A 26,954-nucleotide genomic window follows, 5' to 3' on the forward strand; every position below is an offset into this window, starting at 1 on the left:
GCGAACGCGGGATCCTCCCTTCCCGGCCTTCAGTTTAATGTGGTTTAATTTTGCCGGTGCAACAGCTCCAATGCTTTTTGTTGATTATTCCCAATATCGGATCGGGAGACGTCACCAGTCAAAACCGGATAACTATACCCGGTTTTCTGGATCAAAAGTCCACCAAATGCATCCGCGATCCTATAAATATCGTAACCCTCAATGTCGTCAAACCAGGTGGTATTTTCTTTTGTAAATTCAAAATCGACTGCTTCCAGTCTGTCCTTTAACGTATTGTATATAGGGATATTCTTCACTTGGAGTGCCTCTTCAATGTTTCCTTTAGCCGGTAGCTTTCCCAGCTACAGTTGATTACATGAGCCTTGTGCGTTACACGATCGAGTAGTGCAGCGGTCATGCTTGGATCACCAAATATTTGGGTCCAATCTCCAAATCCCATATTGGTGGTTATCATGACCGGTTTTCTTTCGTGGCGTTCAGCAATATTTGGAAGATCAGCTGAGCGCCTTCCTTGGAGAAAGGGACATACCCCAGTTCATCAATAATGAGCAGCCCGTAACCGGCATACCGTTTGACCACACGGCCTAAGAGTTTTTCATCCCTGGCTTCAATGAGTTCATTGGCAAGGCCGCAGCCGGTGACAAAGCGGGCCCTGATTCCCTGCTTGCAGGCTTCCATGCCCAGTGCGGTGGCCAGGTGGGTTTTGCCGGTGCCGCTTTTACCCACAAAAATAATATTGCGGCTTTTTTTAACGTAATCACAATTTGAAAGCTCCTTCACGAGTCGAACGTCCAGTTCCGGCGCTGCATCGAACTTGAAGGTCTCCATCGGCTTTAAAATAGGAAATTTGGCTTCCCGTAGACGTCTTTTACGGCCATTCTCCTGGCGGGTCTGAACTTCAGCCTCGCTCAGGTTTAAAAGAAATTCCTCATAACTCAGCTGCTCCTGCTTGGCCTGGCGGATCAGGCTTTCCAGGTTGCGGATCATCGTGGACAGTCGCAATTTTTTGAGATTCTCAATTAAAAGTGCGTTCATCCCTGCATTCATAGAGCACCTCCGATCTGTCCGTAAACGGATATATCCGGAGGCGGCAGGGTTTGCCAGTTATCCAGGGCTGAAAATGATTGATCGCCCTCTTTATGGATTAAAATATGTTTGACGGACTGACTGGAGCCCGCACCCGATGATAGCGCTGTCTCGACCGCCGACTCGATATCGTCGGCAGCATGGTCTTTGTAAAGCATTAAAACTGAAACAAAGTCCTTGATGCCTTTGGTATGGCCCTGCTTTTGGCAGAATTTTTCCAAAAGCCGTTCAAGGCAAAAAGGCCAATTCGGACGCCATTGTCTAATCACGCGGGCCGATTCAAATGCCTGTGGCCGCTGGGCAATGAGCTCAAGATAATGCTCCGGCAAAAGACTCCATTTGTTGTTACCGAAAAGTCGCCGATGGGAGGCAATCTTCTTACCCCCGTAAAATATCTCAACACGATCGACACGCAACACAACATTGACCTTAAAATAACCATAGGATGACGGCACCGAATACCGATTCTTGTCCACCACCACTGTAGCGTATTTATCCACTTTGCCACCGGCGGTCTCTACATTGGTGAACGGAATGTCTGGAATGGATAGAAGGTGCTTCTTTTCTTCTTCATACAGCTCATTGACCGTGTGTTCCCTGCCGGCGATCCGATGGTCGCCATATGCAAGACATTCCTGCAAAAGCTTTTTGTTCAGATCTTCCAGTGAATCGGCGACCGGAACAGGAACCATGTAATTGCGTCGGGCATAACCGACCAGGCCCTCGACGCCGCCTTTTTCATGACCTTGACCCCGGTTGCAAAAGCGCGGGACAAAATTGTAGTAACCGCGAAACTTGTCATACGATTCCTGAAGTATCCGATTTTTGCCACACAATATCTTTTGGACCGCTGTGGTTAAATTGTCATAGATCAGGACCGGAAAAACACCGCCGAAAAATGTGAACCCGCGTATATGACCGTCAAATAATGCCTGCTGCCGCTCGCAGGGATAACAGCGAACAAAATGCTTGCCGGAGAATTTGGATCGCATGCAAAAGAGCTTGAGCAAAGTCTCGACGCCTCCTAAAATCGCAAAGCATCGTCCCCAATCAACTTCGCCTTCAACTCCGGCCTGCGGATCTGAGGGAATAAATACCTGCGGTGCACCGACTCCCAACCTCAGTTTTGCTTCACGAACATATCGTCTGACGGTCGTCTCCGCACCTTGAAAATCATGCTCCTGCTTGAGACGGCTAAAAACCCGGGCCGCTGTATGACGCTGCTTTTTTGGCCGTTGTTTATCCTCCTTCAGCCATTGATCGATGATGTTCAGATAGGGACCCAGAACCGGATACGGTTGTTCGACCCTGGGTTTGTAACCCCGATATTCTCCCCGCAGCACCTTTTTGATTGTATTTTTTGAATGTCCTGTCTCCCTGGCAATTTGTTTTATCTTTTTGCCATAGACTCGATGCGCTGTCCGAATGTAGCTGTATTGATCCACCTTGAGCATTCTCCTTTCTACCTCCAGTCATAGGATTGATGTCTATCAATCCCCTATACCAGAGGTCCGCTCACGGGGGTCAATTTTGGGTTGTCGTTTTACCGTTCAGGGGGTCAGTTTTAGATTAGCGAAACCAATATTACGACCCAAAGGTTAATTTCTTGAAAAGAGATGGCCATAAAAATGGTCATTTTTTATAAAAAAAAATTGTATAATTTTTGTCTGACTCTGCTCGGAAACCCGCAGAAAATAGACCGTGAACAAACCGTGAAAAGTCAGACAAGCCCTTTGATTTAGTTGTTTTTTCTGGTGATTTGCAATCCGCTGCATAGCCACTCTGCCACCGCGCCTTAAGGCTTGTATACTCTGGCTTTCCGCGTATATTGAATCATTTTGTCTGACTCGTTTGTCTGACTTTTTGTCTGACTCTGTCTATTTTCGCAACACCACGGTTAGCCAATTCTTCGTTGCGGATTTCTAAATAATGACGATCCAGCATAGAGTCAACTGTTTTCATGCTGTGGCCAGTCATTGCGCTTATTATGTTCTTATTTAATTCATTCTCATAAAGATAGTAAACCTGAGAGTGACGCAGGTGCGCATAGACATATCCTTCCAATCCGATGCAATCGCAAATCTCGCGGATTTTTTGAGCAAGCGAACGATATTGCCATGGTCGTTTGGTGTTTTCGTTGATGAATAAAAACATCTGGCTTAGCGAATGAAATTCTTTATATCTGGAAGTTAGTTTCTTTGTTGCATTAAACTTGACCTTCTTTCCGGTCTTTTGTTGGATGTAAATCAGCTTTCCATCCATGTAATCAACACTATGACGCATCTTAATGACATCGGCTTGTCTTTGCGCTGTCTCTATACCCGTTAGAACTATAGAACCGACAGAGTGTAAGCCTCTCTTATCAGCTTCCTCAACGAAAGCATCTATGTCCTTCTGGCTCCAGATGTGGATTTTTTTCTTCTCTGCCCGTTTCACCGCTTTGAGCTTTATGTTTTCCGCAAGATTTGTTTCGACATATCCCTCACGAATTGCCATCTGATACAGGATAACGAGTACAGTTCGTGCATATTTTTGTCGCCTATAAGCATCCCGCCAATTCTCTATTATCCATGCATATAGCGACTTTGTTGTCAGTTTTGATATATGAGGATGTCCAGCCCTGAAAGACCACTCATTAATTTTATTCAGAAATATGTTATAGTCTGATTTTGTCCTGTCAGTTAGCGATGTCCAGAATACGCTATCTTTGTATTTCTTTATGATATCAGGGAAACTGCCTTCCTTAATCCGTATATCTATACCTGTTTCGTGTCTAAACCGGAAAGCCTCATAATCGCCATATGTTTCATTGGCTCTTTTTATAATTTCTTCTGCAGGGGTTTTTCCTGTGCGGCCAAGGTGTATTGTAGCAGGCCATTTATCCGGCCTGTCCTTAGGATGAGGCATAAAATAGACATCGCAATAATTCTTGCGCTTCTTAACCTGACAATGAGGCGGTAATTTTGTTTTCAAATTAGCCATGTATTGCATCATAAAATGGATCATCGCTGTTGTCTAGAAAACCAAGAGCTTCATATACTGCTTTCCCCTGGTAAATATTTCCGTATTTACGTGTGTAGAATAGGGGTTTTGGAAATCGTTTTTTCGATTTCCAAGAACTTAATGTGCTTTTTGACAGGCCAGATAGATCGAGAACTTCCTGCTCGGTCAGGCGTGGTGGCGGTGTTTGTGATCTACATGATTCCGGTAACATTACGCACCTCCATTTTCAGGCTTAAAGCTTTCCTGCAGATAGGTATGCGGACTTTTGATCCATTCATGCAGGTCTTTCAGATAAAAAGCCTTACGGATCGCATTGTTCCTGTTAGACAGTTTGTATGGTTTTGGGAATGTACCGCGAGCTATACGGCGGTTGATCTCCTGGCGAGAGATACCGCATAAGCGAACAGCCAGCTTAATAGGAATTAAAGCATTGCTCTGGATCATGAGGCAGCAGTTACCTCAGCCTCAAAATCCTTTTTAATGCTTATTCCGTTCAAAAACCTATTCATGGGGCAAATCCTTTCATAAGATATCGTTGCGGCCATCTGCCGCATTCTCATATTTGCGCCCATGATTAGAATAGAGGCGTAATCGCGTAACCAGCTTCGTGGTTCCTGCAATCTTAAAGAAACCGCGCCTCTACCCTTAAGGGTACGCCCAGTTTCCTAATAAACCGTTAATTGCCGCCTTAAATCTGTTGCTCAGAGCTGGTTCCCGAGCGCTTTGTTTGCTGCACCTGCGAGTATGACATGACATCGCCTTTTGTCATCAAGAACGTATAAGAGGTCATTTCGGACCTTTTGACGTGAACGCTACCCGACAGGTGCTCCGCATCAAATAATTTTTCCCGTAAGCGCGACCAGGGCGCAAACGCACCGGGTCTTGCTAACGGTCCCCCACAAAATATTTTGACGCGGAGCCGATCTCCTGACGGGTGATCGCTGTTCACAAGGCCGAAATCCCTCGGTTCTTGAAACAAGCAAAAGGAGATTTAATCATGTCAACTCAGGATAAAACGCAAAACGAAAACGCCAAAACGAAACCCACTCATAACCTTCGCAAAATGGTAGGTTACGGCAAGCAGGCTCATTTCGAAACCATCGGGGTTGCCTGGTCACGCGAAGACGGCGGATTCTACGTAAAGCTGCACGGCACTCAAATCATTGATAGCGGATTTTACGCCGTTCCTGTCAATAACAGCTTTACTGAAGATGAAAGAGGCGAATAGGCTGGCCTAATACCAAAGCTAATCAATTCCTGCACCGTCACCATGGTGCAGGTTTATTGTCAAAATCAGATGAAGCGCTTGTTTGTTTTTAGTCTTTCTTTTGAGGGGTTAGGAGAACACAAGGGTTCACTCTTGGAGTGAGAATGGTCGTGCGCTGCTTTGCACGGGTAATGCTGACACGAAAATTCTGCCGCGTTTGATCATCGATGTTCTCACGGATGTTGCCCCGCACAATCCGATTAGGATTTGCGGCGATCTTACGCCCGGAAAACACAGGCCAGCCCTCAAATATGATCACCTCATCGAATTGTTTACCTTTCGCTTTGTGCATGTTCATAACGACCACACCTGATTCTGGTTTGGAATTGGTTGAAAAATGCTCATGGACGAAGGCTTGTCGGACAATATCTAAACCGTCTTCGTATCGTCCTTTATCGCGCCAGTTCTGCGACAAAGCTTCGCGAAGCTGTGTCCCTCGGTCCAACAGACGGATATTTCGAGCTTCAGCAGCAATTTCGTTTAGTCGTTTACAGTCAGCATTTTCCAGGTGCTTTCGTACAGTGATCCAGTCTTTGTCAGGATTGCCAATCATGACAAGATCGTGGGACGCTTTATAGGCTGCTTCAATTGGTAAATGAATACATCTCTTAGGAACACTTTTGCTGGCTTCATAACATTCGACAACTTTTTGGTAAGCCGCAGATATGCGCGCCGCTTCTTGAAGACTGGTCTTGGTAGGGGTATCACCACCTTTGCCTCTGTAATAGCTGCAGATCAGTCTAACAAACTCGGCGACATCGCCCCCACCACCGTGACTTTGCAGTATGTAAGCGATGATTTCGGCAGCAAGGATAGCGGCTTCCATATCGACGGCTGCATGATGCCCGATCTTTGGTAGTTTACCCTGCGGTTCGCGAAAAGCGTCTGATACAGTGCGAGTCATGCGCTTTGTAGGAACGAGGATCGCCAATGACCAGTCTTTCGGGCCATTATCGATCAGTCGCTTCCTTGCCTGCAAGGTTGCGGTAACCACTTTGGTAATCGCCTGATTCTGATTCGCCTCGAACAGGTCAAAATGTACACCGTTATAGTTTTGCTTTGTAAACCTTCCTTTTAGAATGTCGTTCCCAAAATGAGCAATGTCTGTTCCTTTGCTGCGGTGATTTTCATTGCTAAGATCAAATTCAGAAGGTGCGAACTCATCCTTGAAATGTTGGAGCGTTTGGGATCTGCGCCGATAAAGTCGAAAATTCGTTGTTCAGGATCTGCCAACGCTACTAGTTGGCTGTCACGCCCTAGCGCCTGGATGACACGCCATTGATCAGGCGCTGTGTCTTGGAACTCGTCGAGTATGATAACTGGATAAGCGTTTGAGATCAGTCGCCTGATTTTGTTACTTCCGTGGAGCAATACACCGGCAAACTCTGCAAACAGGTCAAAACAAACCATTCCTTCTTCGGCAGCGAGGCGTCGCCGCTCATCATACTCACGTTGATTTTTCTCTTCCCCCTCTTTTTTCGTTAGTTTGTCGTCCGTTTTGTATTCATTCCTTATGTCGCACAGGGCCACGGCTTCATTGGGTGGTGTCAGGATGGCCAAACGACGTGGCAGACCGAGTAAATATCCGTGGGCCTTTATAAGCCGCCAGAAAAAGGCGTGATAGGTATCGACGTCGATATGACGCTTAATCTCAGGGGTAATCTCATCTTCTTCAGCGATGGCTTCGAGCACCCTTGACACTGTCGCCCGCGCGAAGCTTAAAAATAAAACGAGTTGACCACCCCTCAAGCCCTCTTTGACGATCTTTCCTGCCTTCAGGATGGATATGGTTGTTTTGCCGGAACCGGGACCGCCCTTTACGAGCATGTGCCCATTAGCACCCAGGACTTCCTTTTGTTTGTCCGTTAGATCAAACGCCACTTTGAGTCCCATTATCTGAAGGTTGAGGTGGGTTCGCGTCAGTTTCTGTCATTGTGTCATCAGACTCCTGTTGATCCTCTGCAGCGGCCTCTTCGGGAGACGGCTGCAACAATTCTCGGATGCGAATGCACGTTTCTCGCATCCATTCTGGAATCTCATCCTCAGTACATTGCGCTAAAAAATCTGCGAGGCCCCAATTACCCTTTGCCCAGCAGAAATAATCGCAAACTGCGTTCACAACATCCGCTTTCGGATCAGGATATTTTTGAAGAATATGCTGTGGCCATGTCAGCAAGTCTGCAAACGTTCGAGAGCATCAGCCGTTGTGTTCCTTAATACGAGGTCTTCAATACCATTCTCGACATGCATAAAAAGCTCATCGACCTGGGCTTTTATTGCGGATTCATTAGCCGTGGTTTGCTTATCGCATACGGCGTAAACTGTTTTTCCTAATCCGCGATATAGCCCACCCAAGTCAGCGATCTGCGATTCTGTTCCGGCATTGATTGTGCAGATACCGAGCGCTTCCAAGGAACTGTATTTAGTTGGAGCTAAAATTGCGAGACGGCGGGCTACCACCGGGAAAGCGCTAGCTTCGGTGGCCCCTTCAGCAAGCAATATGCGGCGAGACAGCAAACCTTCACAAAATCGTGTTCGGAATTCCTGTCTATATCGTTTGTGCTTTACGCTTTCCGGCAGATTGACAGATGCTTGCGTAAGTAGTCCCTCGTCAGACCGTGATAAAACAAGTGTCTGATCGACATCGAATTCTTCCAAAACATATGGTGAGTGCGATGTAAACATGGATTGAGCGGATAAGTTTCTTATCTCATGGACAATGCGCTTCTGCGCATAGGGCGGGATTGCGGTTTCTGGTTCCTCCATGGCGAAAATGACGTTTTGCTTATCTTCAGCAATCTGAGACAGCATTGCCAGCACCAGCATATTGATCGTGCCGGTCCCTTGCCGGAAGTAGGGTGCAGCATGAGGGCCCTCTCCTGTTGCCACAAAGGCGGTAATGACTTTTCTGAGATGTTCGCGAGTCAAAGCCGAAACGCGCAAATGTGGTTCGACACCCCATTCCTTTGGTACGTACTTTTTGAGCGCTGTATTGATACTTTGCAGGACGCCGGTAATCCCCAGCTCCGGTGCGCTTGCGACATCAAATGAAGCCAGGCCATTGATGGTGGATTCCCACATCTGTGGTCTGATTTCTTTCAGCCTCAGAATGATATCCAGCAGGCTACCATGTTCCAGACTGAGGGCGCGACTTCCGGTGCGCAAGCTCCTCAGATACAAAAAGCCGCAAAATTGCTTATCACGACGTCCAAAAAATTGAGGGTTTCCGCCTTCTTCAAGACTGCGTGCGAAATAGGTATTGCCGTCGAAGTCATCTTCATCGAATACATAGTTTCCGATAAAAGTTACACGCAAAGCTTCAACAATAGCCTCTTGATCAACGCCTTCAACATCTGGGTCTGTATAGAATGTCCCGTTACCTGTATTCCACCACTCAATGTAATCACGAAAATGCGCCTTCTGTTCATCGGACAAGCCCGTGATGGTCGCTTCGATCTTTATCTTGACTGTCTCAGGTTCCGCATCTTCCTGAACTTCAGTGGCAGGCGCATCTTCAGTATCTGTGGTTTCGTCCACTGGAACTTCATCAGTAGCTTCCTCAGTTCCGATAGTCACAGCCTCTGCGGCCGCTACTGGTGCCGTTTGGGATTCATCCGATCCAGGGATATAGAAATATTGACCGACGTAAAAATCATGTTCATCAATTGGGGGGCGACGTCGCAGCCGATCTGGTCCAAGGACAAGGTCAATCGCTTCAAAAATAGTTGATTTACCGGTATTATTATCGCCAATGAGCACCAAGTGATCAGGGAATTTTATTTCTGCTGATTTAATCCCTCTGAAATTCTCTATTGTTAAATAGCTTATTTTCAATGTTCCCTCCAATGCTTGAGATAGATTTGTCCCATCTATTGGGAGGCTTCCTTTAAATTTTAGAATATAGATTACGGTTACATATCGTAGCAGTATACTATTTCCCCATCAACCTATGATCGTTCGCTAACAAAAAACAAGAACGGCCTTTTCCCCCGGACGGTTTTCATCCTTTGTTCCGGTGTCACGCCGGAAAACCGGTCCGGCCACTAGAACCCACCCCATGACCTGCGCGGCTTCCCGCTGCGGCCATACCGTCTGCTTTTGAGATACAAAAGCGCAGCTTTTCCGTCAGGAGGCTCAAGCAGACGGTTTTGCAGGCAGCGGCTGGTCAAAGTGCCCGAAAATGGTCAGATCGGCATTATGCGTTTAAATTTGACAGGTGGCAGGCTTTATATCTAAAGTCCCGATATCCAGCGCAGGGCATATGTCGGTGGGTTCCGTCATCGCACAAAATGCACCGGTTCTGACGCTCAATTAGCAGGCGCAGCAATAGTTCCGCTATTGGTAAGAGGTGCGGCTGTGATGACCGCAAGATGTGTGCGTGTAGTACAAAATCGGAGATTTTTCCCCACAAGCACCATCTTGGCAAGGGAGATTGCTGTCGCTCTCCCGTTGCATCCCTCTTGACCGCTCTAAGCCTCAGAGCCAATTAAAATGTGTCTCTGAAGGCAAGAGCGTTTGGCACATCGAGGCAAGATCATCCTCAATGCACCACAAACGTCTGGCCGTTTGATCACCACTTAAGGGAGCCTCCGAGCTGCCCCTAAGAACTCCATGGCCAAGGGCGATATTTCGATTATCCCCTTGTATCCCCTTCGACCAACCGTGCGCCGATTGGATGCCGTGAACATGTCGCTGTTCAATCACGACCAACCCTGCGCGGATTGGATGGGCGTGAGCGTTTCACCGCTCAATCACGACCACTGTTTCGCCAGTGGATGACGACCAGGGAAGCCCCTGGAGGCGTACTATACCACCATGTAGCACTATTCTCATGATCCAGATTTATGGTTGTTGAATATCTAAAAATTTAGTAATAACTGGTATTTATCATTTAATGGGAAAATGCCCGTAAAATAACCAATAATTACGATTGATAACAGCATCTAAAAAGTGGGTTATTGAACGTTGAACCAAAACTAAAAAATGTGGAATTAGGGACAATTAATGGATCACTCTGTACACAACAAACTTGTTTCATTTATCTGGAATATTGCTGATGATTGTTTGCGTGATGTCTATGTACGGGGCAAATACCGTGATGTAATCCTGCCCATGGTGGTCCTCCGTCGTTTAGATACCTTGTTGGAACCCACGAAAGATGCCGTTCTTGAAGAGGTTCAGTTTCAGAAAACAGAAATGAAGGTAACATTGCTGGATGAAGAGCCATTAAAAGAGGCATCTGGTTATGTGTTTTTTAATACCTCCAAATGGACACTTAAAAGACTTCAGGAAACAGCGACAAATAATCAGCAAATATTGCTGGCTAATTTTGAAGAATACCTCAACGGATTTAGCGATAATGTAAAAGAGATCATAAAACGCTTTAACCTCAAAGCTCAAATCCGGCATTTAGCCGGTAAAGACGTTCTCTTGGATGTCCTGGAAAAGTTCGTTTCCCCTTATATCAATCTAACACCAAATCAAGTTGAAGACCCTGATGGCAATAAGCTGCCCGCCCTAAGCAATCTGGGTATGGGGTACGTTTTTGAAGAGCTGATCCGCAAATTTAACGAAGAGAACAACGAGGAAGCCGGGGAACACTTTACGCCGCGTGAGGTTATCGAGTTGATGACCCATCTGGTATTCGATCCGATAAAGGATAAGCTGCCGCTAACGATAACTGTTTATGACCCTGCTTGCGGTAGCGGTGGCATGTTGACTGAATCCCAAAAATTCATAGAGGAAAAATACCCTAGCCTTGGGAAAAATCGCGATATTTATCTGTACGGGAAGGAAATCAACGATGAGACTTACGCTATTTGTAAGTCTGACATGATGATTAAGGGCAACAACCCTGAAAACATCAAGGTAGGCTCTACACTCTCAACAGATGAATTTGCCTCAGACCGTTTTGATTTTATGCTCTCCAATCCGCCATACGGCAAAAGTTGGGCTTCTGAGCAAAAAAATATCAAAGACAATGGTGATGTGATTGACCCGCGATTTAAGGTCGAGCTTACCGATTATTGGGGCAATAACGAAACGGTGCCAGCAACGCCACGATCCAGTGACGGACAGCTTTTATTTCTTATGGAGATGGTGAGTAAGATGAAATCACCATCGGTTAGCCCGCAAGGTAGCCGCATTGCATCCGTTCACAACGGCTCAAGCTTATTCACTGGTGATGCAGGAGGCGGAGAAAGCAACATACGCCGCTATATTATCGAGAACGATATGCTCGATGCTATTGTGCAACTTCCCAACAACCTGTTTTACAACACAGGGATCACCACTTATATCTGGCTGCTCAATAATAACAAACCTGAACACCGAAAAGGCAAAGTGCAGCTCATTGATGCCAATTTGCTTTATCGCAAATTGAGAAAGAATCTTGGAAATAAAAACTGCGAATTTGCGCCTGAACACATTGTAGATATTACCCGGACCTATCTTGATTGCTCTGAAATAGAGCGCGATCTGGATGCAAATGGCGACTCCGTCGGTATAGCCAGCAAAGTCTTCAAAAATCAGGATTTTGGGTATTACAAGGTCAATATTGAACGACCGGACCGCCGTAAGGCAAGATTTACTAAAGATGCTATCGGACCATTGCGTTTTGATAAATCGCTGCGTGATATCATGGAATATTTGTTCATCGAACACGGTGATAAGGTTTATGAGAAAGGTTTTTTAAAATCCATCAAAAAAGAAATCCTGGCCTGGTGTGAGGATAATGAGATCAATATAAACGGCAAGGCAAAAACCAGGATTGTTGATGGAAAATACTGGCGGAAACTTCGTAGCATATTGGATGCGGCTCAAACACTTATGACCGAAATTGGTGAGATAGAGTTTGATGATTTCAATATTTTCAAAGATAAAGTTGATGAGGTGTTAAAGGCGCAAAAAATCAAACTCTCTGCGCCCGAAAAAAAGGCAATACTCGATGCTGTAAGCTGGTATGACGAAACAGCGGTCAAAGTCATTAAAAAGATCATAAAATTGTCCGACGACAAATTATCAAATCTTTTGGAGCACCTTGGATGCAGTGAAGACCAACTCCCCGATTTTGGCTTTTATCCTGCTGAAAAGTCCGGGCACTATATTACTTATGAATCAAACAGTGATTTGAGAGATGCTGAATCCATACCTTTGGGGGATGAAATTCACAGCTATTTCCTTGCTGAGGTCAAACCTCATGTTGAAGAGGCATGGATTAACCTTGATAGCACCAAGATTGGTTATGAGATCAGTTTTAATAAACATTTTTACCGTCATAAGCCATTGCGCACTTTGGAGGAAGTCGCTGATGACATCATCGCCTTAGAACAAAAATCCGAAGGCTTGATTGCGCAGATATTGGGCGTTGAAGTCGCAGAAGTGCAGGGGGAATAGCATGGTGACCTTACCGGAAATGCCAAGATATGGTGAATTCAAAGAAACAGGTCACGAATGGCTGGACAATATCCCCACAAACTGGGAACACACCAGACTTAAATTTTTCTCCTCATTAAAGGCAAGAATTGGTTTTCACGGTCTAAATAGCTCTGACTTTATAGATGAGGGAGCTTTTTGCATTACTGGAACTGATTTTAAAGATGGCTGTATTGACTATTCAAACTGTTATTATGTTTCAGATAAATGGTACGAGCTAGATAAAAATATCCAAGTAAGAAATGGAGATGTCTTAATAACTAAGGATGGAACAATAGGTAAAACAGCCGTAGTAAAAGGGCTAAAAGGCAAGGCTACGCTAAATAGTGGCGTGTTTCTTCTTCGTCCTAAAATTTATTCCCAATACTTATATTGGATACTAAATTCCAGAGTTTTTGGTGAGCAGGTTGATTATATTTCAAGAGGATCAACAATAAATCACTTGTATGAGAGAGATTTTAAAAATTTTTACTTTCCCATTCCAAATAATATTGAACAGATAGCTATCGCTAATTTTCTTGATAAGAGAGTTGCGTTGATTCACGATGCAATTTCAATCAAAGAGCGGCAAATTTCTTTATTACAAGAACGTAGGCAAATAATCATTCAAAATGCCGTCACTAAAGGTCTCAATCCAGATGTACAAATGAAAGACTCTGGTGTTGATTGGATCGGGCAAATACCTAAGCATTGGGAGCTGTTTGCAAACAGGGCATTATTTTCTGAGCGGGTTGAATCAGGTAAAGAAGGGTTGCCACTTCTGTCTGTATCTATCCATTCCGGTGTCTCTTCGGAAGAGTTGACTGAGGAGGAAAACACTCATGGCAGAGTGAAAATTGAAGATAAGACTAAGTATATTCTCGTAAAAAAGGGTGATATTGCGTTTAATATGATGCGAGCCTGGCAAGGGGGAATTGGGGCTGTAAGCACTGATGGCATGGTAAGCCCTGCTTACATCGTGGCGAAGCCAAAATCGACTATCAGCGCAGAATATTTTGAGCATCAGTACCGGTGCCCTGAATTCATTCAACAAATGGATAGATTTTCTAAAGGGATTACTGATTTTCGCAAGCGCCTTTACTGGGACGGATTTAAACAATTAAATACGGTAGTTCCGCCGATAAATGAGCAGTTAGAAATAGTGCTTTTTATAAAAACACATTCTGAAAAGGTAGATTCAGGCATTGATCTTCTTAATAATCAGATCGAGAAACTAAAGGAATACAAAACCACCCTGATCAACAGTGCTGTAACGGGCAAGATTAAAGTGGCTTAGCAAGGAGTTAGCATGGTTAGTCAGACAAATGAGCAGGCACTGGAGGCAGCGATTGAGAAATCCCTCACAGGGGTAAGCTCTGAAGAGCTGAAAGCCGGTAAGCAGGCGGCTAACCAAGGATCAGGGTATAAAGTCGGGTTCCCAACCGATTTTAATATGCAATACGCCATAGATGATCGGTTTTTCTGGGAATTTTTGAAAAATACCCAGGCAGATGATCTTGAAAAAATCAAAAAAAACAGCCCAAATGACTGGCAACGTAAGCTTCTTGATCGATTTGACCGCCTGATTAAAAAGCATGGAATCCTGCATTTGCTCAAAAAGGGGCTAAGCGTTGATGATGCGCATTTCAATCTGATGTACCCCGCACCTCTTGCCAGTAGCAGCAAAAAGGTAAAAAAGAATTTCGAAGCAAACATCTTTAGCTGTACGCGCCAGGTTCGATACTCTCAGGCCAATCCCTTGCAAGAAATCGATATGGTGCTGTTTGTCAATGGTATTCCGTTGGTAACGCTTGAGCTAAAAAATCCCTGGACTGGTCAGACAGCACGCTATCACGGTCAAAAGCAGTACCGCGAAGACAGAGACATAAATCAGCCCTTATTGACCTTTGGCAGGTGCCTGGTGCACATGGCGGTGGATACTGATGAAGTATACATGACCACCAAGCTCGCAGGAAAAAGCACCTTCTTTCTACCCTTCAATCAAGGATATAATCACGGCCAAGGCAATCCTCCCAATTCTAATGGTCATAAAACCGCATATCTATGGGAAGAGGTGTTTACCAGGGAAAGCCTGGCCAACATCATCCAGCATTTCGTCAGACTGGACGGAACAAGTAAGAACCAGCTTAATAAACGCACCCTATTTTTCCCACGCTATCATCAGATGGATGTTGTTCGTAAGCTTGTTGCGCATGCTTCTGAAAATGGGGTCGGGCAGACCTATTTAATTCAGCATTCTGCTGGTTCCGGCAAATCCAATTCTATTACCTGGGCCGCGTATCAGTTTATTGAAATATATCCACTGTCAGAAAAGGTTCCCGGAAGCAAAGGCCTGGACCAGCCCTTATTTGACTCGGTGGTTGTCGTTACGGACAGAAGGCTTTTGGACAAGCAACTTCGGGATAATATCAAGGAATTCTCTGAAGTTAAGAATATCATTGCTCCAGCTTATAGATCCTCTGAACTCAAATCTGCACTGGAACGCGGCAAGAAAATTATAATTACCACCATTCAAAAATTTCCATTTATCATTGATGGTATTGCAGACCTGAGTGACAAGCGCTTTGCGGTTATCATTGATGAGGCGCACAGTTCTCAGTCTGGATCGGCACATGACAATATGAACCGGGCGATGGGGCATGATGACGAGGATGCAGAGGATGCACAAGATAAAATCCTTAAGGCCATGCGCTCACGTAAAATGCGCGGCAATGCCTCTTACCTTGCTTTTACGGCCACGCCCAAGAACACAACGCTTGAAAAATTTGGCCAGCAACAAAAAGACGGTTCCTTCGAACCTTTTCATCTTTATTCCATGAAGCAGGCTATTGAGGAGGGTTTTATCCTTGATGTGCTGGCCAACTACACAACCTACAAAAGCTATTATGAGATCAAAAAGTCAATCATTGAGAACCCTGAATTTGACACGAAAAAAGCACAGAAAAAACTCAGGGCGTATGTTGAACGCAGCCAGCAGACAATAGACACCAAAGCGGAAATCATGCTGGAGCATTTCATACCACAGGTCGTCAATGCTAAAAAGCTTAGAGGTAAATCGAGAGGGATGGTTGTTACCCAAAATATTGAAACAGCCATACGATATTATAAAGCCATTAACCGCATTCTTGATGACTATGGCAATCCTTTTAAGGCGCTGGTTGCCTTTTCCGGGACCAAAGAGGTTGATGGCATTGAGTACACAGAAGCCGATATCAATGGATTTTCTGATAATGATACCAAGGACATGTTTGATAGAAATTACATTGGTGAAAAAAAGCCAAAGGGCGTAAATGAGGACAAATACCGCCTTCTTGTTGTTGCCAACAAGTATCTGACAGGCTTCGATCAGCCAAAACTTTGTGCTATGTACGTCGATAAAAAGTTGGCACATGTTCAATGTGTGCAGGCATTATCACGGCTTAATCGTTCAGCCCCTAAATTAGGCAAAAAGACCGAAGATCTGTTTATTTTAGATTTCTTTAACAGCATTGATGATATCAAAGGGGCCTTTGATCCATTCTATACAGCTACATCCCTGTCTGAGGCCACGGATATAAACGTCCTTCATGAGCTAAAGGATGCGATGGATGATGTTGGCGTATATGAATGGTACGAGGTGGAGGATTTTGTAAAGCGTTACTTCGATAACGAAGATGCCCAAACACTCAGCCCAATAATTGATGTTGCCGCTGCCAGGTTTAATCATGATCTTGAGCTTGAAAATAGTGAGAAAGCAGATTTTAAGATCAAGGCTAAGCAGTTCGTTAAAATATACGGCCAGATGGCTGCTATTATGCCCTATGAAATGGTTGCCTGGGAAAAGCTCTTTTGGTTTCTCAAGTTTCTTATACCAAAGTTGAAAGTGGTTGAACCGGGCGGCGATCAACTTGATGAATTGCTGGAATCTGTGGATTTGAGTTCTTATGGGCTTCAGCGTGTTAAGCTCAACCATTCAATCGTCTTAGATGAGGCAGAATCTGAGCTTGATCCTCAAAATCCAAATCCACGCGGTGCTCATGGTGGTGAGGAAGAATTAAACCCGCTGGACGAAATAGTCCGGGCCTTTAATGAACGTTGGTTCCAGGGATGGAGCGCCACGCCCGAAGAACAGCGGGTGCGATTGTTAAGTATGGCAAATTCAATCAAATCCCACCCGGACTTTGAAGACAAATATAAAAATAATCCTGATCCGCATAACCAGCATCTGGCTTTCGAAAAGCTTTTTAAAGAGATTATGCTGCAAAGACGTAAAGATGACCTGGAATTTTATAAGCTATTTGCAAGCGATGAAGCTTTCAAAGCATCGCTCATGCAAAGCATGCAGCGGATTGTGAATATGCCAGAAGGCGTTTAATAGAGTTTCAAAAATATTGGATTGATAGATACCGGAACAGACTAAATGCAAGAAGTCATCAAAAAATTATTGAAGATTTCTCCTGGTTTAAAGGGTAAAGAAATTGCAAAAAAATTGGGCTACGAAAAGAAACAGGTAAACTCATTCCTTTACAGTAATCCGGATATTTTTTTACGGGATGATAATTTTCGCTGGTCGCTTGTTCCGCAGCCTGAAATCAGAATTGAGTTTGAAGAAAATACATGGATGGATTGTAATTCATTTGAAAATTCATTGCTTAAAGCAGAGACACTACTTCATGAAAATAACAATGCCATTTATTTTGTAGTTCCAGAAAATTGCAAAATTCTATTGGACGCTGCCGCTAGGTTCCTAGCCCTTTGCAATCAATTTTCAAATGGGGGAAATACTGTCACTATTGACTTCAGCGATTGTCAAACGACGCTAAGTTATTTTAACCGTATTGGCTTTGTTGACCATCTGGATAAGAATGTGGTCATTCTTCCTCATAGGCCCTCTGAATCCGGTGCTGAAAAATATAGAGGGAATAGCGATACAGTAGTAGAATTTGGTTCGCTAAATCCTGATGAAGCAGACAAAGAGTTAATCAATCAGCTTACGGATCGGTTTGTGCAACAGTCTGATCGTAAATTTGAAGCAGCAGCTTTTACAGTCTTTAGTGAACTTATTGATAATGTTTCAGAGCATAGTGAGACACCGATTCCAGGGTTTGCCGCACTACAAAAATATGGGGGTAAAAGAGACCATATTCAAACAGTAGTTTCAGACAGTGGGTTAGGGATTGCTGCAACACTTGTCCCTTCTTTACAAACACACTATCCAGACATTTACAAAATTCATAACTCTAAAGACTTTAACGTCCAATTAGTCATTGATCTCTTAACTAAAGGAGGGATAAGTCGGTTTGGATCAGGTCGTGGTTTAGGCTTTAAAAGCAGTCGAGAACAGACTATAAAATTTGATGCAAGGCTATCAGTCAGGCAGGAAAATTTTTCTGTTTGCATTGAATATATCAATGGAGAAATTGAGGAAATTACTAAGAAAACCAATCTCCAGACCATCTACGGAACGCATTTGTGCTTTGACTTCTTTGTTGACTAATTAAAATAAACTGGTTAAATTAATCAGATGAATGAGAATATTATAATAAAACTGTCTGATTTTGTAGGGGATTCTGCATTTGGCAACAAGGAAGGCAGAGAGGTCTATCAAAAGCTTCTGGACAGGCTTGATGCTCACCCAGATAAAAAAATAATTGGAATCTCGTTGGCTGGAATAACGAGAACAGACGCATCCTTTCCCAGAGAGAGCGTGATTTCATTGGTAAAGTCAAGAAATGGAGAGAAAGGATTCTATTTACAAGATTTTGCATCAAGGGATCTAATGGATAATTGGGATTATGCAGCCAAAGCAAAAGGTCTGACAATGATTGTTATTGTTGATGACGGTTACGAGCTTATAGGCGTAGATATAACCCCAAGCGCAAAGGAACTACTTGATTTTGCAATGAAACATAGAACAGTGACGACCTCTATGATTTCGAGTGAATTTGATATTTCCGCACAAAATGCAAGCGCTAAACTTAAAAAGCTTTCATCCGTAGGCCTTGTCTTAGCAACAAAGCAGACTGCCGAAACAGGGGGTATGGAATTCGTGTATACCGCGATTCAAAAAATCTGATAAAACCGCTTGCGTTAATCAGAATTAAGTGCTATCTAACAATAAATCGCATTTTGCGGTTTTTTTAAACGCCCCTGGTGAAACAGGTTAACTTAAGCAGAAAGGATGCATTATGGCTACCAACCCACCCAAAGGCGATGGACACAGGAAAGGGGCCGTTCGAGGCCGATCACAAACCAAGACCCCTTCGGGGCATTACGTGAAACGAGACACCGAAACAGGGCAATTTATGGATGTTAAGACATCAGATAAAAAGCCCTTCAAAGGCGTGAGAAAGGAAAAATAGCGATGCCAAACGGCTTAATTCATACGGTTGCCGGTGGATTATCCGGTTTAGCGGTAGCAGTCCTGGACAAGGATGAAAACGGAGACAGCTATCACAATCCATTACCAGCAATCGGAATGGGGGCTGTAGTTGGTAAACTGCCCGATCTGTTGGAACCTTCACTGAAAAATCCGCACCATCGACAATTTTTTCATAGTTTAGCGGTGCTGGTTTTCGTCGGGTATGGGACGAAGAAGGTTTATGACTGGCAACCGCAAGATACGCTGGAATCAATAGTCAGATTTTTAACGCTGTGTGCCGGGGCCGCGTATATGAGCCATCTGATACTCGACGCTATGACCTTCAGATCATTGCCGCTGATAGGAAAGCTATAGGTAGGGGGCGATAATGGTTAAAGAGGTCACACGCTACATACCAAGTCCAGTAGAGCGCGAGCTGTGGGCGCGGGCAGCAGGCAGGTGCCAGTTTAACGGCTGCAATAAGCTGCTCTATAAATCTGCCGTTACCCAGGAATCTGTCAATTTGGCCCAGAAAGCCCATATTTATTCGTTTTCTGAGAAAGGCCCGCGTGGTTGGGGGCCGTTTAAGCGAAACACCAAGCGTCTTAACGATATCAGCAATTTGATGTTGATGTGCCACGGTTGCCACAAAAAGATCGATCAGGATGTGGGCGGTGAAAGATACTCGGCGGAATTGCTTATTCAGTGGAAAAACGACCATGAGCGCCGGGTTGAAATCGTAACCGGCATAGAGCCGGACAAGAAAAGCCACGTTGTCTTATATGGCGCGAACATTGGCTCTGAAAAATCTCCGATTGAATATCTCGCCTGCGTGGAATCCATGTTTCCGAGTTGGTATCCGGCGAATGAAAGACCGGTAATACTTTCGATGAATTCGGAGCTAAAAGATAGCAGTGCAGATTATTGGAGCGCTGAATATGCCCATCTCTACAGGGCATACGAGAGAAACATTGCGCCTCTCATCGACCAGGATTCTTGTAAGCATTTTTCTGTATTCGCATTCGCACCACAGCCGCTTCTGATACAGCTTGGCGCACTTCTTACGGATAAAATATCAGTGGAAACCTACCAGTTGCACCGGGAACCTAAAGGCTGGCGCTGGCAGGAATTGCCTGAAGAATTCGAATTTGTTGTGCGTAAGCCCGAAAATTTCGATGGAGTTCCGGCACTATTGTTTTCACTTAGCGACCATGTTGCACATGATCGCATAACCCGCGTTTTAGAAGGTGCAAATATCTGGGAAGTGACTATTGAAAACCCTCATAACGATTTTATGCTGTCAAAACAGCAGCTTTCGGTTTTTCGTAGGTGTGTAAGACAGATGATGGTCGATATTAAAAACAAACACGGGAATGATGCGCCTTTGCACATCTTTCCCGTTATGCCTGTTTCATGTTGCGTCGAACTGGGACGGGCAAGAATGCCAAAAGCCGACATGCCATGGATCATTTACGATCATGATGTTGGAACGCAGGAGTTTATTAAATCCATAGAATTACGAGGTGATATCCATGTTAGATAAGAGAAGCAACGCAATATTAGCCAAATTATTAGAAAGTATTGAACTGCCCGAAGGAGCCTACGAAAAAGCTGAAAAACGATATACGGACATCGGTGAATGGCTTCACAGGGAGGATTCGAAATGTGTGGATTTTGATCCGCATGTATCCTCGCAAGGCTCTTTCAGATTGGGAACGGCAAACAAGCCCTATAGAGGTGATGAGTATGATCTTGATATGGGCTGCAAGCTCCGTCAGGGCTTGTCGAAAGATACAATTACACAAGAGCAGCTAAAAATCCTGGTAGGCGACGAACTGGAACAGTACAGAAAAGCACGAAATATTAAGGAAGATTTGGCTGAGAAAAAGCGTTGCTGGACTCTGAAATATGCGGATGGCCTGAGCTTTCATATGGATATAGTGCCATGTATCCCGGAAAGTGACCCAACAAGAGCCGTACTGAAGGAAAGGATGATCAAATTCGCTCAGTTGGACGAATCTCTTGCTTCCGATGTATCAAAATTGGCCGTTTCGATAACTGATAATACCGACCCTGGCTATAAGGCTATAACCGACAATTGGAGGATTAGTAACCCGGAAGGATATGCCCGCTGGTTTGAAAGCCGCATGCGCACTGCATCTGCTTATTTGTCTGAGCGTGAAATGGTCTTTAAAGCCAGTATCGATACACTCCCTTACTATAAATGGAAAACACCTCTTCAAAGCGCAGTCCAGCTCTTGAAACGACATCGGGATACGATGTTTGAGGGCAATGAAGATTCTAAACCTATTTCGGTTATCATCACGACTTTAGCGGCCCGCGCATATAGAGGAGAGAGTGATTTGGTATCCGCCCTGTCTAATATCCTGGGCTCTATGGATAAATACATTCAACCGAAAGTGCCTTTCGTTCCAAATCCTGTCAATCCGGCAGAAGACTTTGCAGATAAATGGTATTCCGAAAAGCACGCGCGACTGAAACTAAAGGAAAATTTCCACAGATGGCTATTTCAGGCAAAGGCCGATTTTGCTGCATTGTGCTCAAAAGATAACAGCCAAGTCATTGTAGAGGCGGCAGACCGTGGATTTTCTGTCAATTTCGACAAGGTTTCCATTGAGCAGGTATTAGGCCTGAGTGCCGCAGTCATTACTCCGCCCCGGCGCGTTGAAGCGGCTGGTCCAAGGCCATGGTTTAAAGTGTAAATGTCAAAGTGGTATGAGTTAAAGCTTCAGAATTTTTTATCGTTGCATCCCAGGATGCGGCTTACAGAATTAGGAGAAGAGAGAGTTGTCGTTGAAGGTGAATATTACCTCAACGCTCAGATGGACGGTTATGAGGCCATCCAGGAGACCTACAAGCTTCGAATAATTTTTCCGCCCCACTATCCCAGAGCACTTCCCCAAGTCATTGAACTTGGAAATCGTATTCCGAAAAATTCCGATTATCATACAAATAAAGATAGAACTTTTTGTCTTGGGTCAGAGATAAGACTTAAATCTATTCTTCTTGAGCATCCATCAATACTTGATTTTATAAAGAAAATACTTGATCCGTTTCTATACGCTGTCAGTTATAAACTGCGGTACGATTTCTATCCATTTGGCGATTTGGCCCACGGGGAGAAAGGCCTAATAGATGATTACCAGCGTATCTTTAAGGTTGCTGATAAGGCGTCAGTCCTTCAGGTTTTGAGGGCATTGGGGAAGAGAAAACGTGTGGCAAACAAACTACCATGCCCATGTGGGTGCGGGCAGCGTATAGGTAAATGTGATTATCGGTTTAACCTGCAAGGCTGGAGACGTCTTGAGAGGCGACGTTGGTTTAGAGAGCATCTTTCAGAATTTACCCCGGTGAAAAAGGAAAAAAAGAAAAAACCGAAAAAACAAACTGATAGTAAGAAAAAAATCTCGCCTAATTCACGAATGGCTCAAGGGCAAGGTGCCCTTGAAGCCAGTTCATTTTGAATGTTTTCGATGGATGCCAGGGCGTTTTTCGCGCAATGGCTTTCAGGTTCACTTCTGGCAAGTTCATTAAATGCATATCTGAGTAATGCACGCAGCTCGTTTTCATCCTTCGCTACCAATTCAAATCGGGTAACCAATAACATTTTTACCTCCTTGATGTTGGAGGCCGCGCCTATCCGCGACCTTTCATGAGGCCGCATCGGCGCTAGTAGGGCATTACCTGCACCTTTGGTCGTAATTGGTATGGAGAAGCGTGCGCCACGCTTGCCGGGATTGAATGTCCGCTTGCGCTATGGATCGGTTTTATAAAAGGGCAAGAAGCAAGGCCCTTATCAAATCAGGTGAGAAAAAATGATGGTGGTCTGCGATTTTTAAGAAATAAGCAGCCAATGAAAGCCGGGGCTGCATAATGGATAAGATCAAATGCGGTGAACGCACTAACCCAAGTGAGCCTGAAGAACGGCGCCAGTTTTTGCGCAGGAGCGCTTTTTAACGGTGCAGACAAAATATCACAGGGGTCACGGTCTGAATTAAGCTTAACGGCGTGCTCTCTGCAATATTTTCCTGCGTCTGTTATCGAACGGAACCAGTCAGGCAAGTATGAAAAAGCACCACACTTCCCCGCGCTGAACCCGTTCGTTCACCTCACACTCATGGAGTTTGCGCTTTATGGTATGCGCACGCATATCGCGGATGCGGAAATAAGGGAGGCGTTTCATTCTGCGACAAAGAACTTTTCAAAAAGCTCTTTCGCCTTTTTGAAACCCTCTTCATCCATAGTAACGGACTTTGCTTTACCAACAGGATTTGAAATAAACCCTTTTTCATGCAGTCTGTTCAGAGTGTCCCAATCAAAGCCTTTCCATGCCCTGGCACCTATGCCATCTTGTATTTCATGTGTTACCAGATAAAGCAATGCCAGTGTGTATTCATCAACTTTATCTTTGTTGTATTCCATTTATCTTTCCTGTTTCATCTTTAAAAGCCGAACAAGTAATTCCACAGCCTTTATATCGTTTGAATCATGAACGATATGCGGAAAGACTGTTGTGAAAAAATATAAGAAAATAATCAAAAGATCAAAATCTATGCGAGTGCAATGGTGTAAATTTTTTACTCAAAATCTATACGATCCCCCAAATCAGGGCCATAAAACCAAGTTCACAGACAAATCCAACGAATAAGCCTGAAAACAAAAAGCAAATCAAAGGGCACTGCGTCCCCTCAAAATCAAGTAAAATGACGGTTTCTCTCTTTTAACCGCTTCGCTGAAGCCAGACACTCCGCAATTTTCCTGGATTTTTTCACCCCCGCCTTAGTCGGCCTAGTCGCCAGAGGTTCATAAGCAGCGCGCATCAACGCTGCGCTTTTAAGAACCTCAATTCAAAGCAAGGAGAGAAAAATGAGTGAAGAAATCAGAATTTATGTGGCGGACCTGGCGGCTTATAACAATGGAATCCTGCACGGTGCCTGGATCAATGCCTGTGATGACCTGGAGGACATCAAAACCCAAATCGATGAAATGCTGGCTGGTAGCCCCGAAGAGCTGGCCGAGGAATACGCCATTCACGACCATGAAGGCTTTGAAGGTTATTCCGTTAGCGAGTATAGCGGCATTGATGAACTGCACGAAATCGCCTGTTTTATCGATGAGAATCCGGGCATTGGTGGTGAACTGTTAAATCAGTTCGGTGATAATCTTGAAGATGCCCGCCGGGCAATAGATGAGGCCTATTATGGCTGTTATGAATCCGTTGCGGATTATGCCGAGGAACTGACTTCAGGCTCCTGCCAGATTCCCGAGCATTTATCCTGGTACATTGATTATGAGCGCATGGGTCGCGACATGGAAATGAGCGGCGATATTTTCGCAATAAAAACCGCTTATAACGAGGTTCACATCTTCGGAAATTTCTAAAAAAAATTCGGCCTGGATGGCCTCAGTCCATCCAGGCCAGAAAACCTTCAACCTGTGAGTAAATCTTTAAAAAACCATATTTTTAGTTTTCAACATGACAGCAATCCCTAATATGGAATCATCCATCAGAATTGAAGCAGGAGACTCAAAATGAGATACGCAAAAATATCGGTATTTATACTTTTCACTGTCAGTCTCATTTTTGGTCTTGATAGCATGCGGCAAATATATGCAAAGGACGAACTCCCAGCAAATAATTCCCCCGAAAAACGCGTTGAGCTTGTTACAGATCAGGAGCGCGGCATTCTTTCCATTCAGATAGACGGAGAACTGGTGGCGTTTCTTACAAAAGACGGGCTGCACGTCATTAAAAACATCGAATATGGCGGAACCATTGCTGACTATGGACAAGAACGTGTAAAGGCGGCTTTTGGCGCAACGGGACAAAAGGAGGCAGCGGATGAAAAGTAAGTTTTTCCTGATTGCTTTTTCATTTGTCTTAATGGCCTTGTGTCCTGTGACCACTGCCCTTGCACAAGAGGCCGCGCCAGGAGATGCGTGCTCTACCGAGGATGTGACGCTTATGGCCGGAGGTGTGGAGGCATCCGGCGTTGGATATTATATGGTGTGCCAGGGTGGTGTATGGGTGCGCATCTTTGAGACCGATACAAACGGATACCTGGGCGTTGGCCAGGCCAACCCCGCCGCGCCGCTTCATGTTGGTGGTGAGGCGATTATAGGCACAACAACGGGGTTGGGCTGTTCTGCTACAACCGAAGGTGCGATCAGGTATAATGCGACAGATAATAATATAGAGGTTTGCGACGGGAACGCATGGGCACAAATTCGGGCGAGTGCCTGCGACAATGCTCCTGCATTTCTGGCTTTTCCGACGCTCTCGGCTCAAAGCACATCAACGCTTGTGACGTCGGATATTTTGCAGGTTTCAGGGATGGATTCAGGATGCACCACGAACGTGAGCGTTAGCGGTGATGGTTCGCCGGAATACCGCACATGTTCAGACGCGAGTTGTTCAAGCGTACTGCAAAGCTGGACAGATGAAAACAATACGCTTGATATTCAGGGTAATTATATCCAGCTCCGTACAACGACCAGCGCCAGCACGGATACGGTCTATACTGTTACGTTGGTAACGGGACCGACCTCACAGGACTGGACAGTTTCCACCGGACTTTCGGAATGCGGTGCCATTGGTAGTTTGTGTGCTGATGGTACCGTTTATGCGGGCTTGACGGGTTCCGATCCCTTTTATGTTACCAGATGCGATGCCGGGCAGACATGGGGCGGGTCGTCTTGTGACGGAGCCAGATCAACATATACATGGAATGATGGAGCAACAAATTATACGACAACAAGCGTCATTGACCAGCAGGACGGGCAGACAAATACGGCCTCTTTGGTAACGATTGATTCGAATTCAAGTGTGGCCGGAACGCAGCCCCACGCAGCGGCGCAGTATTGTAATGACCTGATTTTGCATGGCCATAGTGACTGGTATCTGCCAGCCAAAAATGAGCTGAATACGATGTATGGAAATAGCGCTACGATTGATAATTTTGATGAAGGGGGAACGTATTATTACTGGTCGTCCTCGGAGTACTCTACTAATTACGCATGGAGACAGCGTTTCAGTGACGGCGCTCAGAGCTACTACGGCAGCAAGAACACCAGTTACGCCGTCCGCTGCGCCCGGAGATAGTTAATCATTCAATCATTTAAACATTAAAAAAATGCCGTGCGGAGCACGGCCCGTAAAAATTTTGAGAGATCAGGTTCCTAATGGCCCAGTATCAGCATTTGCCGATTTACAAGCTGACTTATGATCTTCTTATCAGGGTTATGCAGGTGACAAGAAATTTTCCCCGAGAATACAAATATACGTTGGGTCAGAAGCTGAAAGACGAAATTATAGAGCTGGTGGTTTTGATATACAAAGCCAACAGCACAAAGGAAAAAGCACCATACATAGAAAGGGCGTTAGAACATATACAGGTGGTTCAGCTTATGATTCGCCTGTCCCATGATATGAGAATTCTGCCCAGAAAGCATTACGTCGATTTGGCGGAAAAAACGGACAGTCTGGCCCGGCAGGCGCAGGGCTGGCTTAAAAATTCGGGGAAGAGTGAGCCGGAACGGATTGCTGGCTAAGGCCAGCGCCGGAGAGCGTGTTCATCTCGGATGATGGCGGTTAGAACACTCGTTTGTCATCCCGTTGGTGAGTACCGCGCAAGCGGTGCGAGCTTAAACAAACGGGAACCAGAAAAAGACGTCAGCAAAGCTGCCGACATAATGGTTCCCCGCCGTTTGAATTTGCTTTACAGCAAATCGCGGGGATGACATTGAGACGAGCTAACCAAAGTAGAAACCGTAAGGTGAAAGGCAATATGGCTGAGCATTCGG

The 26,954-nt window shown here is 44.9% G+C and carries 23 protein-coding genes and 1 pseudogene; 14 read left to right on the forward strand and 10 right to left on the reverse strand.

The annotated features are described in order from the left end of the window. Nucleotides 1-44: 44 nt before the first annotated feature. The 6 genes and pseudogenes from JCM12296_RS05685 to JCM12296_RS35995 all read right to left on the reverse strand — a co-directional run bounded on the left by JCM12296_RS05685 (nucleotide 45) and on the right by JCM12296_RS35995 (nucleotide 4,533). The gene (locus JCM12296_RS05685) at nucleotides 45-296 is read right to left on the reverse strand and encodes a hypothetical protein (protein WP_083455877.1); all 252 of its coding nucleotides are present in this window, start codon (nucleotides 294-296) and stop codon (nucleotides 45-47) included. After that, nucleotides 293-1,047 (reverse strand): annotated as a pseudogene (istB, locus tag JCM12296_RS05690) (IS21-like element helper ATPase IstB). The gene JCM12296_RS05685 and the pseudogene istB overlap by 4 nt, the downstream one beginning before the upstream one ends. Continuing rightward, entirely contained in the window at nucleotides 1,044-2,540 is a 1,497-nt protein-coding gene (gene istA / locus JCM12296_RS05695; protein ID WP_054690867.1) for an IS21 family transposase, read from the reverse strand. Before istA ends, istB begins: the two are co-directional and overlap by 4 nt. Nucleotides 2,541-2,919: 379 nt before the next feature. Beyond that, complete coding sequence (locus JCM12296_RS05700; protein WP_172683780.1) at nucleotides 2,920-4,068, reverse strand: tyrosine-type recombinase/integrase; 1,149 nt, start codon at nucleotides 4,066-4,068, stop codon at nucleotides 2,920-2,922. After that, on the reverse strand, nucleotides 4,061-4,300 hold the full coding sequence (locus tag JCM12296_RS39645; protein WP_172683781.1) for a helix-turn-helix transcriptional regulator: 240 nt from the start codon (nucleotides 4,298-4,300) through the stop codon (nucleotides 4,061-4,063). Before JCM12296_RS39645 ends, JCM12296_RS05700 begins: the two co-directional genes overlap by 8 nt. Continuing rightward, nucleotides 4,300-4,533 carry a helix-turn-helix transcriptional regulator gene (locus JCM12296_RS35995; protein ID WP_083455878.1) on the reverse strand — a complete coding sequence of 78 codons (234 nt, stop codon included), beginning with the start codon at nucleotides 4,531-4,533 and terminating at the stop codon, nucleotides 4,300-4,302. Before JCM12296_RS35995 ends, JCM12296_RS39645 begins: the two co-directional genes overlap by 1 nt. Nucleotides 4,534-5,086: 553 nt before the next feature. Between JCM12296_RS35995 and JCM12296_RS05710 the strand changes: the two genes are divergently transcribed. Then, on the forward strand, nucleotides 5,087-5,317 hold the full coding sequence (locus JCM12296_RS05710) for a hypothetical protein (RefSeq protein WP_054690873.1): 231 nt from the start codon (nucleotides 5,087-5,089) through the stop codon (nucleotides 5,315-5,317). 88 nt (nucleotides 5,318-5,405) lie between these two features. On the opposite strand, the gene JCM12296_RS41445 is transcribed toward JCM12296_RS05710, so the two are convergent. The 3 genes from JCM12296_RS41445 to JCM12296_RS05720 form a co-directional block, all read right to left on the reverse strand. Continuing rightward, on the reverse strand, nucleotides 5,406-6,458 hold the full coding sequence (locus tag JCM12296_RS41445) for a 3'-5' exonuclease (protein ID WP_218187991.1): 1,053 nt from the start codon (nucleotides 6,456-6,458) through the stop codon (nucleotides 5,406-5,408). Next, nucleotides 6,431-7,237, reverse strand: coding sequence for a UvrD-helicase domain-containing protein (locus JCM12296_RS41450; RefSeq protein WP_218187986.1), 807 nt, complete (start codon nucleotides 7,235-7,237; stop codon nucleotides 6,431-6,433). The genes JCM12296_RS41445 and JCM12296_RS41450 overlap by 28 nt, the downstream gene beginning before the upstream one ends. A 288-nt stretch (nucleotides 7,238-7,525) precedes the next feature. After that, nucleotides 7,526-9,190: an AAA family ATPase gene (locus JCM12296_RS05720; protein WP_218187987.1), complete on the reverse strand. Its 1,665-nt coding sequence runs from the start codon at nucleotides 9,188-9,190 to the stop codon at nucleotides 7,526-7,528. 1,170 nt (nucleotides 9,191-10,360) lie between these two features. Between JCM12296_RS05720 and JCM12296_RS05725 the strand changes: the two genes are divergently transcribed. The 9 genes from JCM12296_RS05725 (at nucleotide 10,361) to JCM12296_RS05765 (ending at nucleotide 22,615) form a co-directional block, all read left to right on the forward strand. Continuing rightward, complete coding sequence (locus JCM12296_RS05725) at nucleotides 10,361-12,751, forward strand: type I restriction-modification system subunit M (protein ID WP_054690876.1); 2,391 nt, start codon at nucleotides 10,361-10,363, stop codon at nucleotides 12,749-12,751. 1 nt (nucleotide 12,752) lies between these two features. Then, nucleotides 12,753-14,066 carry a restriction endonuclease subunit S gene (locus JCM12296_RS05730; protein ID WP_054690878.1) on the forward strand — a complete coding sequence of 438 codons (1,314 nt, stop codon included), beginning with the start codon at nucleotides 12,753-12,755 and terminating at the stop codon, nucleotides 14,064-14,066. A gap of 12 nt (nucleotides 14,067-14,078) precedes the next feature. Continuing rightward, nucleotides 14,079-17,144: a type I restriction endonuclease subunit R gene (locus JCM12296_RS05735; RefSeq protein WP_054690880.1), complete on the forward strand. Its 3,066-nt coding sequence runs from the start codon at nucleotides 14,079-14,081 to the stop codon at nucleotides 17,142-17,144. Nucleotides 17,145-17,189: 45 nt separating this feature from the next. After that, nucleotides 17,190-18,266, forward strand: a complete 1,077-nt coding sequence (locus JCM12296_RS05740; RefSeq protein ID WP_054690881.1) for a hypothetical protein — start codon at nucleotides 17,190-17,192, stop codon at nucleotides 18,264-18,266. A 27-nt stretch (nucleotides 18,267-18,293) separates the two neighbouring features. Next, nucleotides 18,294-18,845 (forward strand): helix-turn-helix domain-containing protein, encoded by a 552-nt coding sequence (locus tag JCM12296_RS05745; RefSeq protein WP_157067396.1) that lies wholly within the window; start codon nucleotides 18,294-18,296, stop codon nucleotides 18,843-18,845. 288 nt (nucleotides 18,846-19,133) lie between these two features. Next, on the forward strand, nucleotides 19,134-19,505 hold the full coding sequence (locus tag JCM12296_RS05750; protein WP_054690885.1) for a metal-dependent hydrolase: 372 nt from the start codon (nucleotides 19,134-19,136) through the stop codon (nucleotides 19,503-19,505). 13 nt (nucleotides 19,506-19,518) lie between these two features. Further along, the gene (locus tag JCM12296_RS05755; protein ID WP_054690887.1) at nucleotides 19,519-20,673 is read left to right on the forward strand and encodes an SAVED domain-containing protein; all 1,155 of its coding nucleotides are present in this window, start codon (nucleotides 19,519-19,521) and stop codon (nucleotides 20,671-20,673) included. Continuing rightward, nucleotides 20,663-21,853, forward strand: a complete 1,191-nt coding sequence (locus JCM12296_RS05760; protein WP_054690889.1) for a nucleotidyltransferase domain-containing protein — start codon at nucleotides 20,663-20,665, stop codon at nucleotides 21,851-21,853. Before JCM12296_RS05755 ends, JCM12296_RS05760 begins: the two co-directional genes overlap by 11 nt. Before the next feature lie 54 nt (nucleotides 21,854-21,907). Continuing rightward, a complete protein-coding gene (locus tag JCM12296_RS05765; RefSeq protein ID WP_218187988.1) occupies nucleotides 21,908-22,615 on the forward strand; it encodes a hypothetical protein in 708 nt (235 codons plus the stop codon). Between the two features lie 715 nt (nucleotides 22,616-23,330). On the opposite strand, the gene JCM12296_RS05770 is transcribed toward JCM12296_RS05765, so the two are convergent. After that, a complete protein-coding gene (locus tag JCM12296_RS05770; RefSeq protein WP_054690890.1) occupies nucleotides 23,331-23,573 on the reverse strand; it encodes a DUF6429 family protein in 243 nt (80 codons plus the stop codon). 444 nt (nucleotides 23,574-24,017) lie between these two features. Between JCM12296_RS05770 and JCM12296_RS05775 the strand changes: the two genes are divergently transcribed. From JCM12296_RS05775 to JCM12296_RS05790, 4 genes are all read left to right on the forward strand, one after another. Further along, entirely contained in the window at nucleotides 24,018-24,533 is a 516-nt protein-coding gene (locus tag JCM12296_RS05775; RefSeq protein ID WP_054690892.1) for an antirestriction protein ArdA, read from the forward strand. 150 nt (nucleotides 24,534-24,683) lie between these two features. Then, nucleotides 24,684-25,004: a hypothetical protein gene (locus tag JCM12296_RS05780; protein WP_054690894.1), complete on the forward strand. Its 321-nt coding sequence runs from the start codon at nucleotides 24,684-24,686 to the stop codon at nucleotides 25,002-25,004. Next, nucleotides 24,994-26,253 (forward strand): Lcl domain-containing protein, encoded by a 1,260-nt coding sequence (locus tag JCM12296_RS05785; RefSeq protein ID WP_054690896.1) that lies wholly within the window; start codon nucleotides 24,994-24,996, stop codon nucleotides 26,251-26,253. Before JCM12296_RS05780 ends, JCM12296_RS05785 begins: the two co-directional genes overlap by 11 nt. 80 nt (nucleotides 26,254-26,333) lie before the next feature. Continuing rightward, nucleotides 26,334-26,702 (forward strand): four helix bundle protein, encoded by a 369-nt coding sequence (locus tag JCM12296_RS05790; RefSeq protein WP_054690898.1) that lies wholly within the window; start codon nucleotides 26,334-26,336, stop codon nucleotides 26,700-26,702. Nucleotides 26,703-26,954 lie beyond the last annotated feature (252 nt).

The sequence above is a fragment of the Desulfosarcina cetonica JCM 12296 genome, assembly GCF_001311845.1.
GTDB lineage: Bacteria > Desulfobacterota > Desulfobacteria > Desulfobacterales > Desulfosarcinaceae > Desulfosarcina > Desulfosarcina cetonica.

What these genes read in the sequence shown, in the direction of transcription:
- JCM12296_RS05710 (WP_054690873.1), top strand. Translation starts at nt 5,087, where the DNA reads ATGTCAACTCAGGATAAAACGCAAAACGAAAACGCCAAAACGAAACCC.
- JCM12296_RS05755 (WP_054690887.1), top strand. Translation starts at nt 19,519, where the DNA reads ATGGTTAAAGAGGTCACACGCTACATACCAAGTCCAGTAGAGCGCGAG.
- JCM12296_RS05730 (WP_054690878.1), top strand. Translation starts at nt 12,753, where the DNA reads ATGGTGACCTTACCGGAAATGCCAAGATATGGTGAATTCAAAGAAACA.
- istA (WP_054690867.1), bottom strand. Translation starts at nt 2,540, where the DNA reads ATGCTCAAGGTGGATCAATACAGCTACATTCGGACAGCGCATCGAGTC.
- JCM12296_RS05760 (WP_054690889.1), top strand. Translation starts at nt 20,663, where the DNA reads ATGTTAGATAAGAGAAGCAACGCAATATTAGCCAAATTATTAGAAAGT.
- JCM12296_RS05775 (WP_054690892.1), top strand. Translation starts at nt 24,018, where the DNA reads ATGAGTGAAGAAATCAGAATTTATGTGGCGGACCTGGCGGCTTATAAC.
- JCM12296_RS05780 (WP_054690894.1), top strand. Translation starts at nt 24,684, where the DNA reads ATGAGATACGCAAAAATATCGGTATTTATACTTTTCACTGTCAGTCTC.
- JCM12296_RS39645 (WP_172683781.1), bottom strand. Translation starts at nt 4,300, where the DNA reads ATGTTACCGGAATCATGTAGATCACAAACACCGCCACCACGCCTGACC.
- JCM12296_RS05750 (WP_054690885.1), top strand. Translation starts at nt 19,134, where the DNA reads ATGCCAAACGGCTTAATTCATACGGTTGCCGGTGGATTATCCGGTTTA.
- JCM12296_RS05790 (WP_054690898.1), top strand. Translation starts at nt 26,334, where the DNA reads ATGGCCCAGTATCAGCATTTGCCGATTTACAAGCTGACTTATGATCTT.
- JCM12296_RS05785 (WP_054690896.1), top strand. Translation starts at nt 24,994, where the DNA reads ATGAAAAGTAAGTTTTTCCTGATTGCTTTTTCATTTGTCTTAATGGCC.
- JCM12296_RS05770 (WP_054690890.1), bottom strand. Translation starts at nt 23,573, where the DNA reads ATGGAATACAACAAAGATAAAGTTGATGAATACACACTGGCATTGCTT.
- JCM12296_RS05725 (WP_054690876.1), top strand. Translation starts at nt 10,361, where the DNA reads ATGGATCACTCTGTACACAACAAACTTGTTTCATTTATCTGGAATATT.
- JCM12296_RS05735 (WP_054690880.1), top strand. Translation starts at nt 14,079, where the DNA reads ATGGTTAGTCAGACAAATGAGCAGGCACTGGAGGCAGCGATTGAGAAA.
- JCM12296_RS05745 (WP_157067396.1), top strand. Translation starts at nt 18,294, where the DNA reads ATGAATGAGAATATTATAATAAAACTGTCTGATTTTGTAGGGGATTCT.
- JCM12296_RS05740 (WP_054690881.1), top strand. Translation starts at nt 17,190, where the DNA reads ATGCAAGAAGTCATCAAAAAATTATTGAAGATTTCTCCTGGTTTAAAG.
- JCM12296_RS05765 (WP_218187988.1), top strand. Translation starts at nt 21,908, where the DNA reads ATGCGGCTTACAGAATTAGGAGAAGAGAGAGTTGTCGTTGAAGGTGAA.
- JCM12296_RS05700 (WP_172683780.1), bottom strand. Translation starts at nt 4,068, where the DNA reads ATGGCTAATTTGAAAACAAAATTACCGCCTCATTGTCAGGTTAAGAAG.
- JCM12296_RS35995 (WP_083455878.1), bottom strand. Translation starts at nt 4,533, where the DNA reads ATGATCCAGAGCAATGCTTTAATTCCTATTAAGCTGGCTGTTCGCTTA.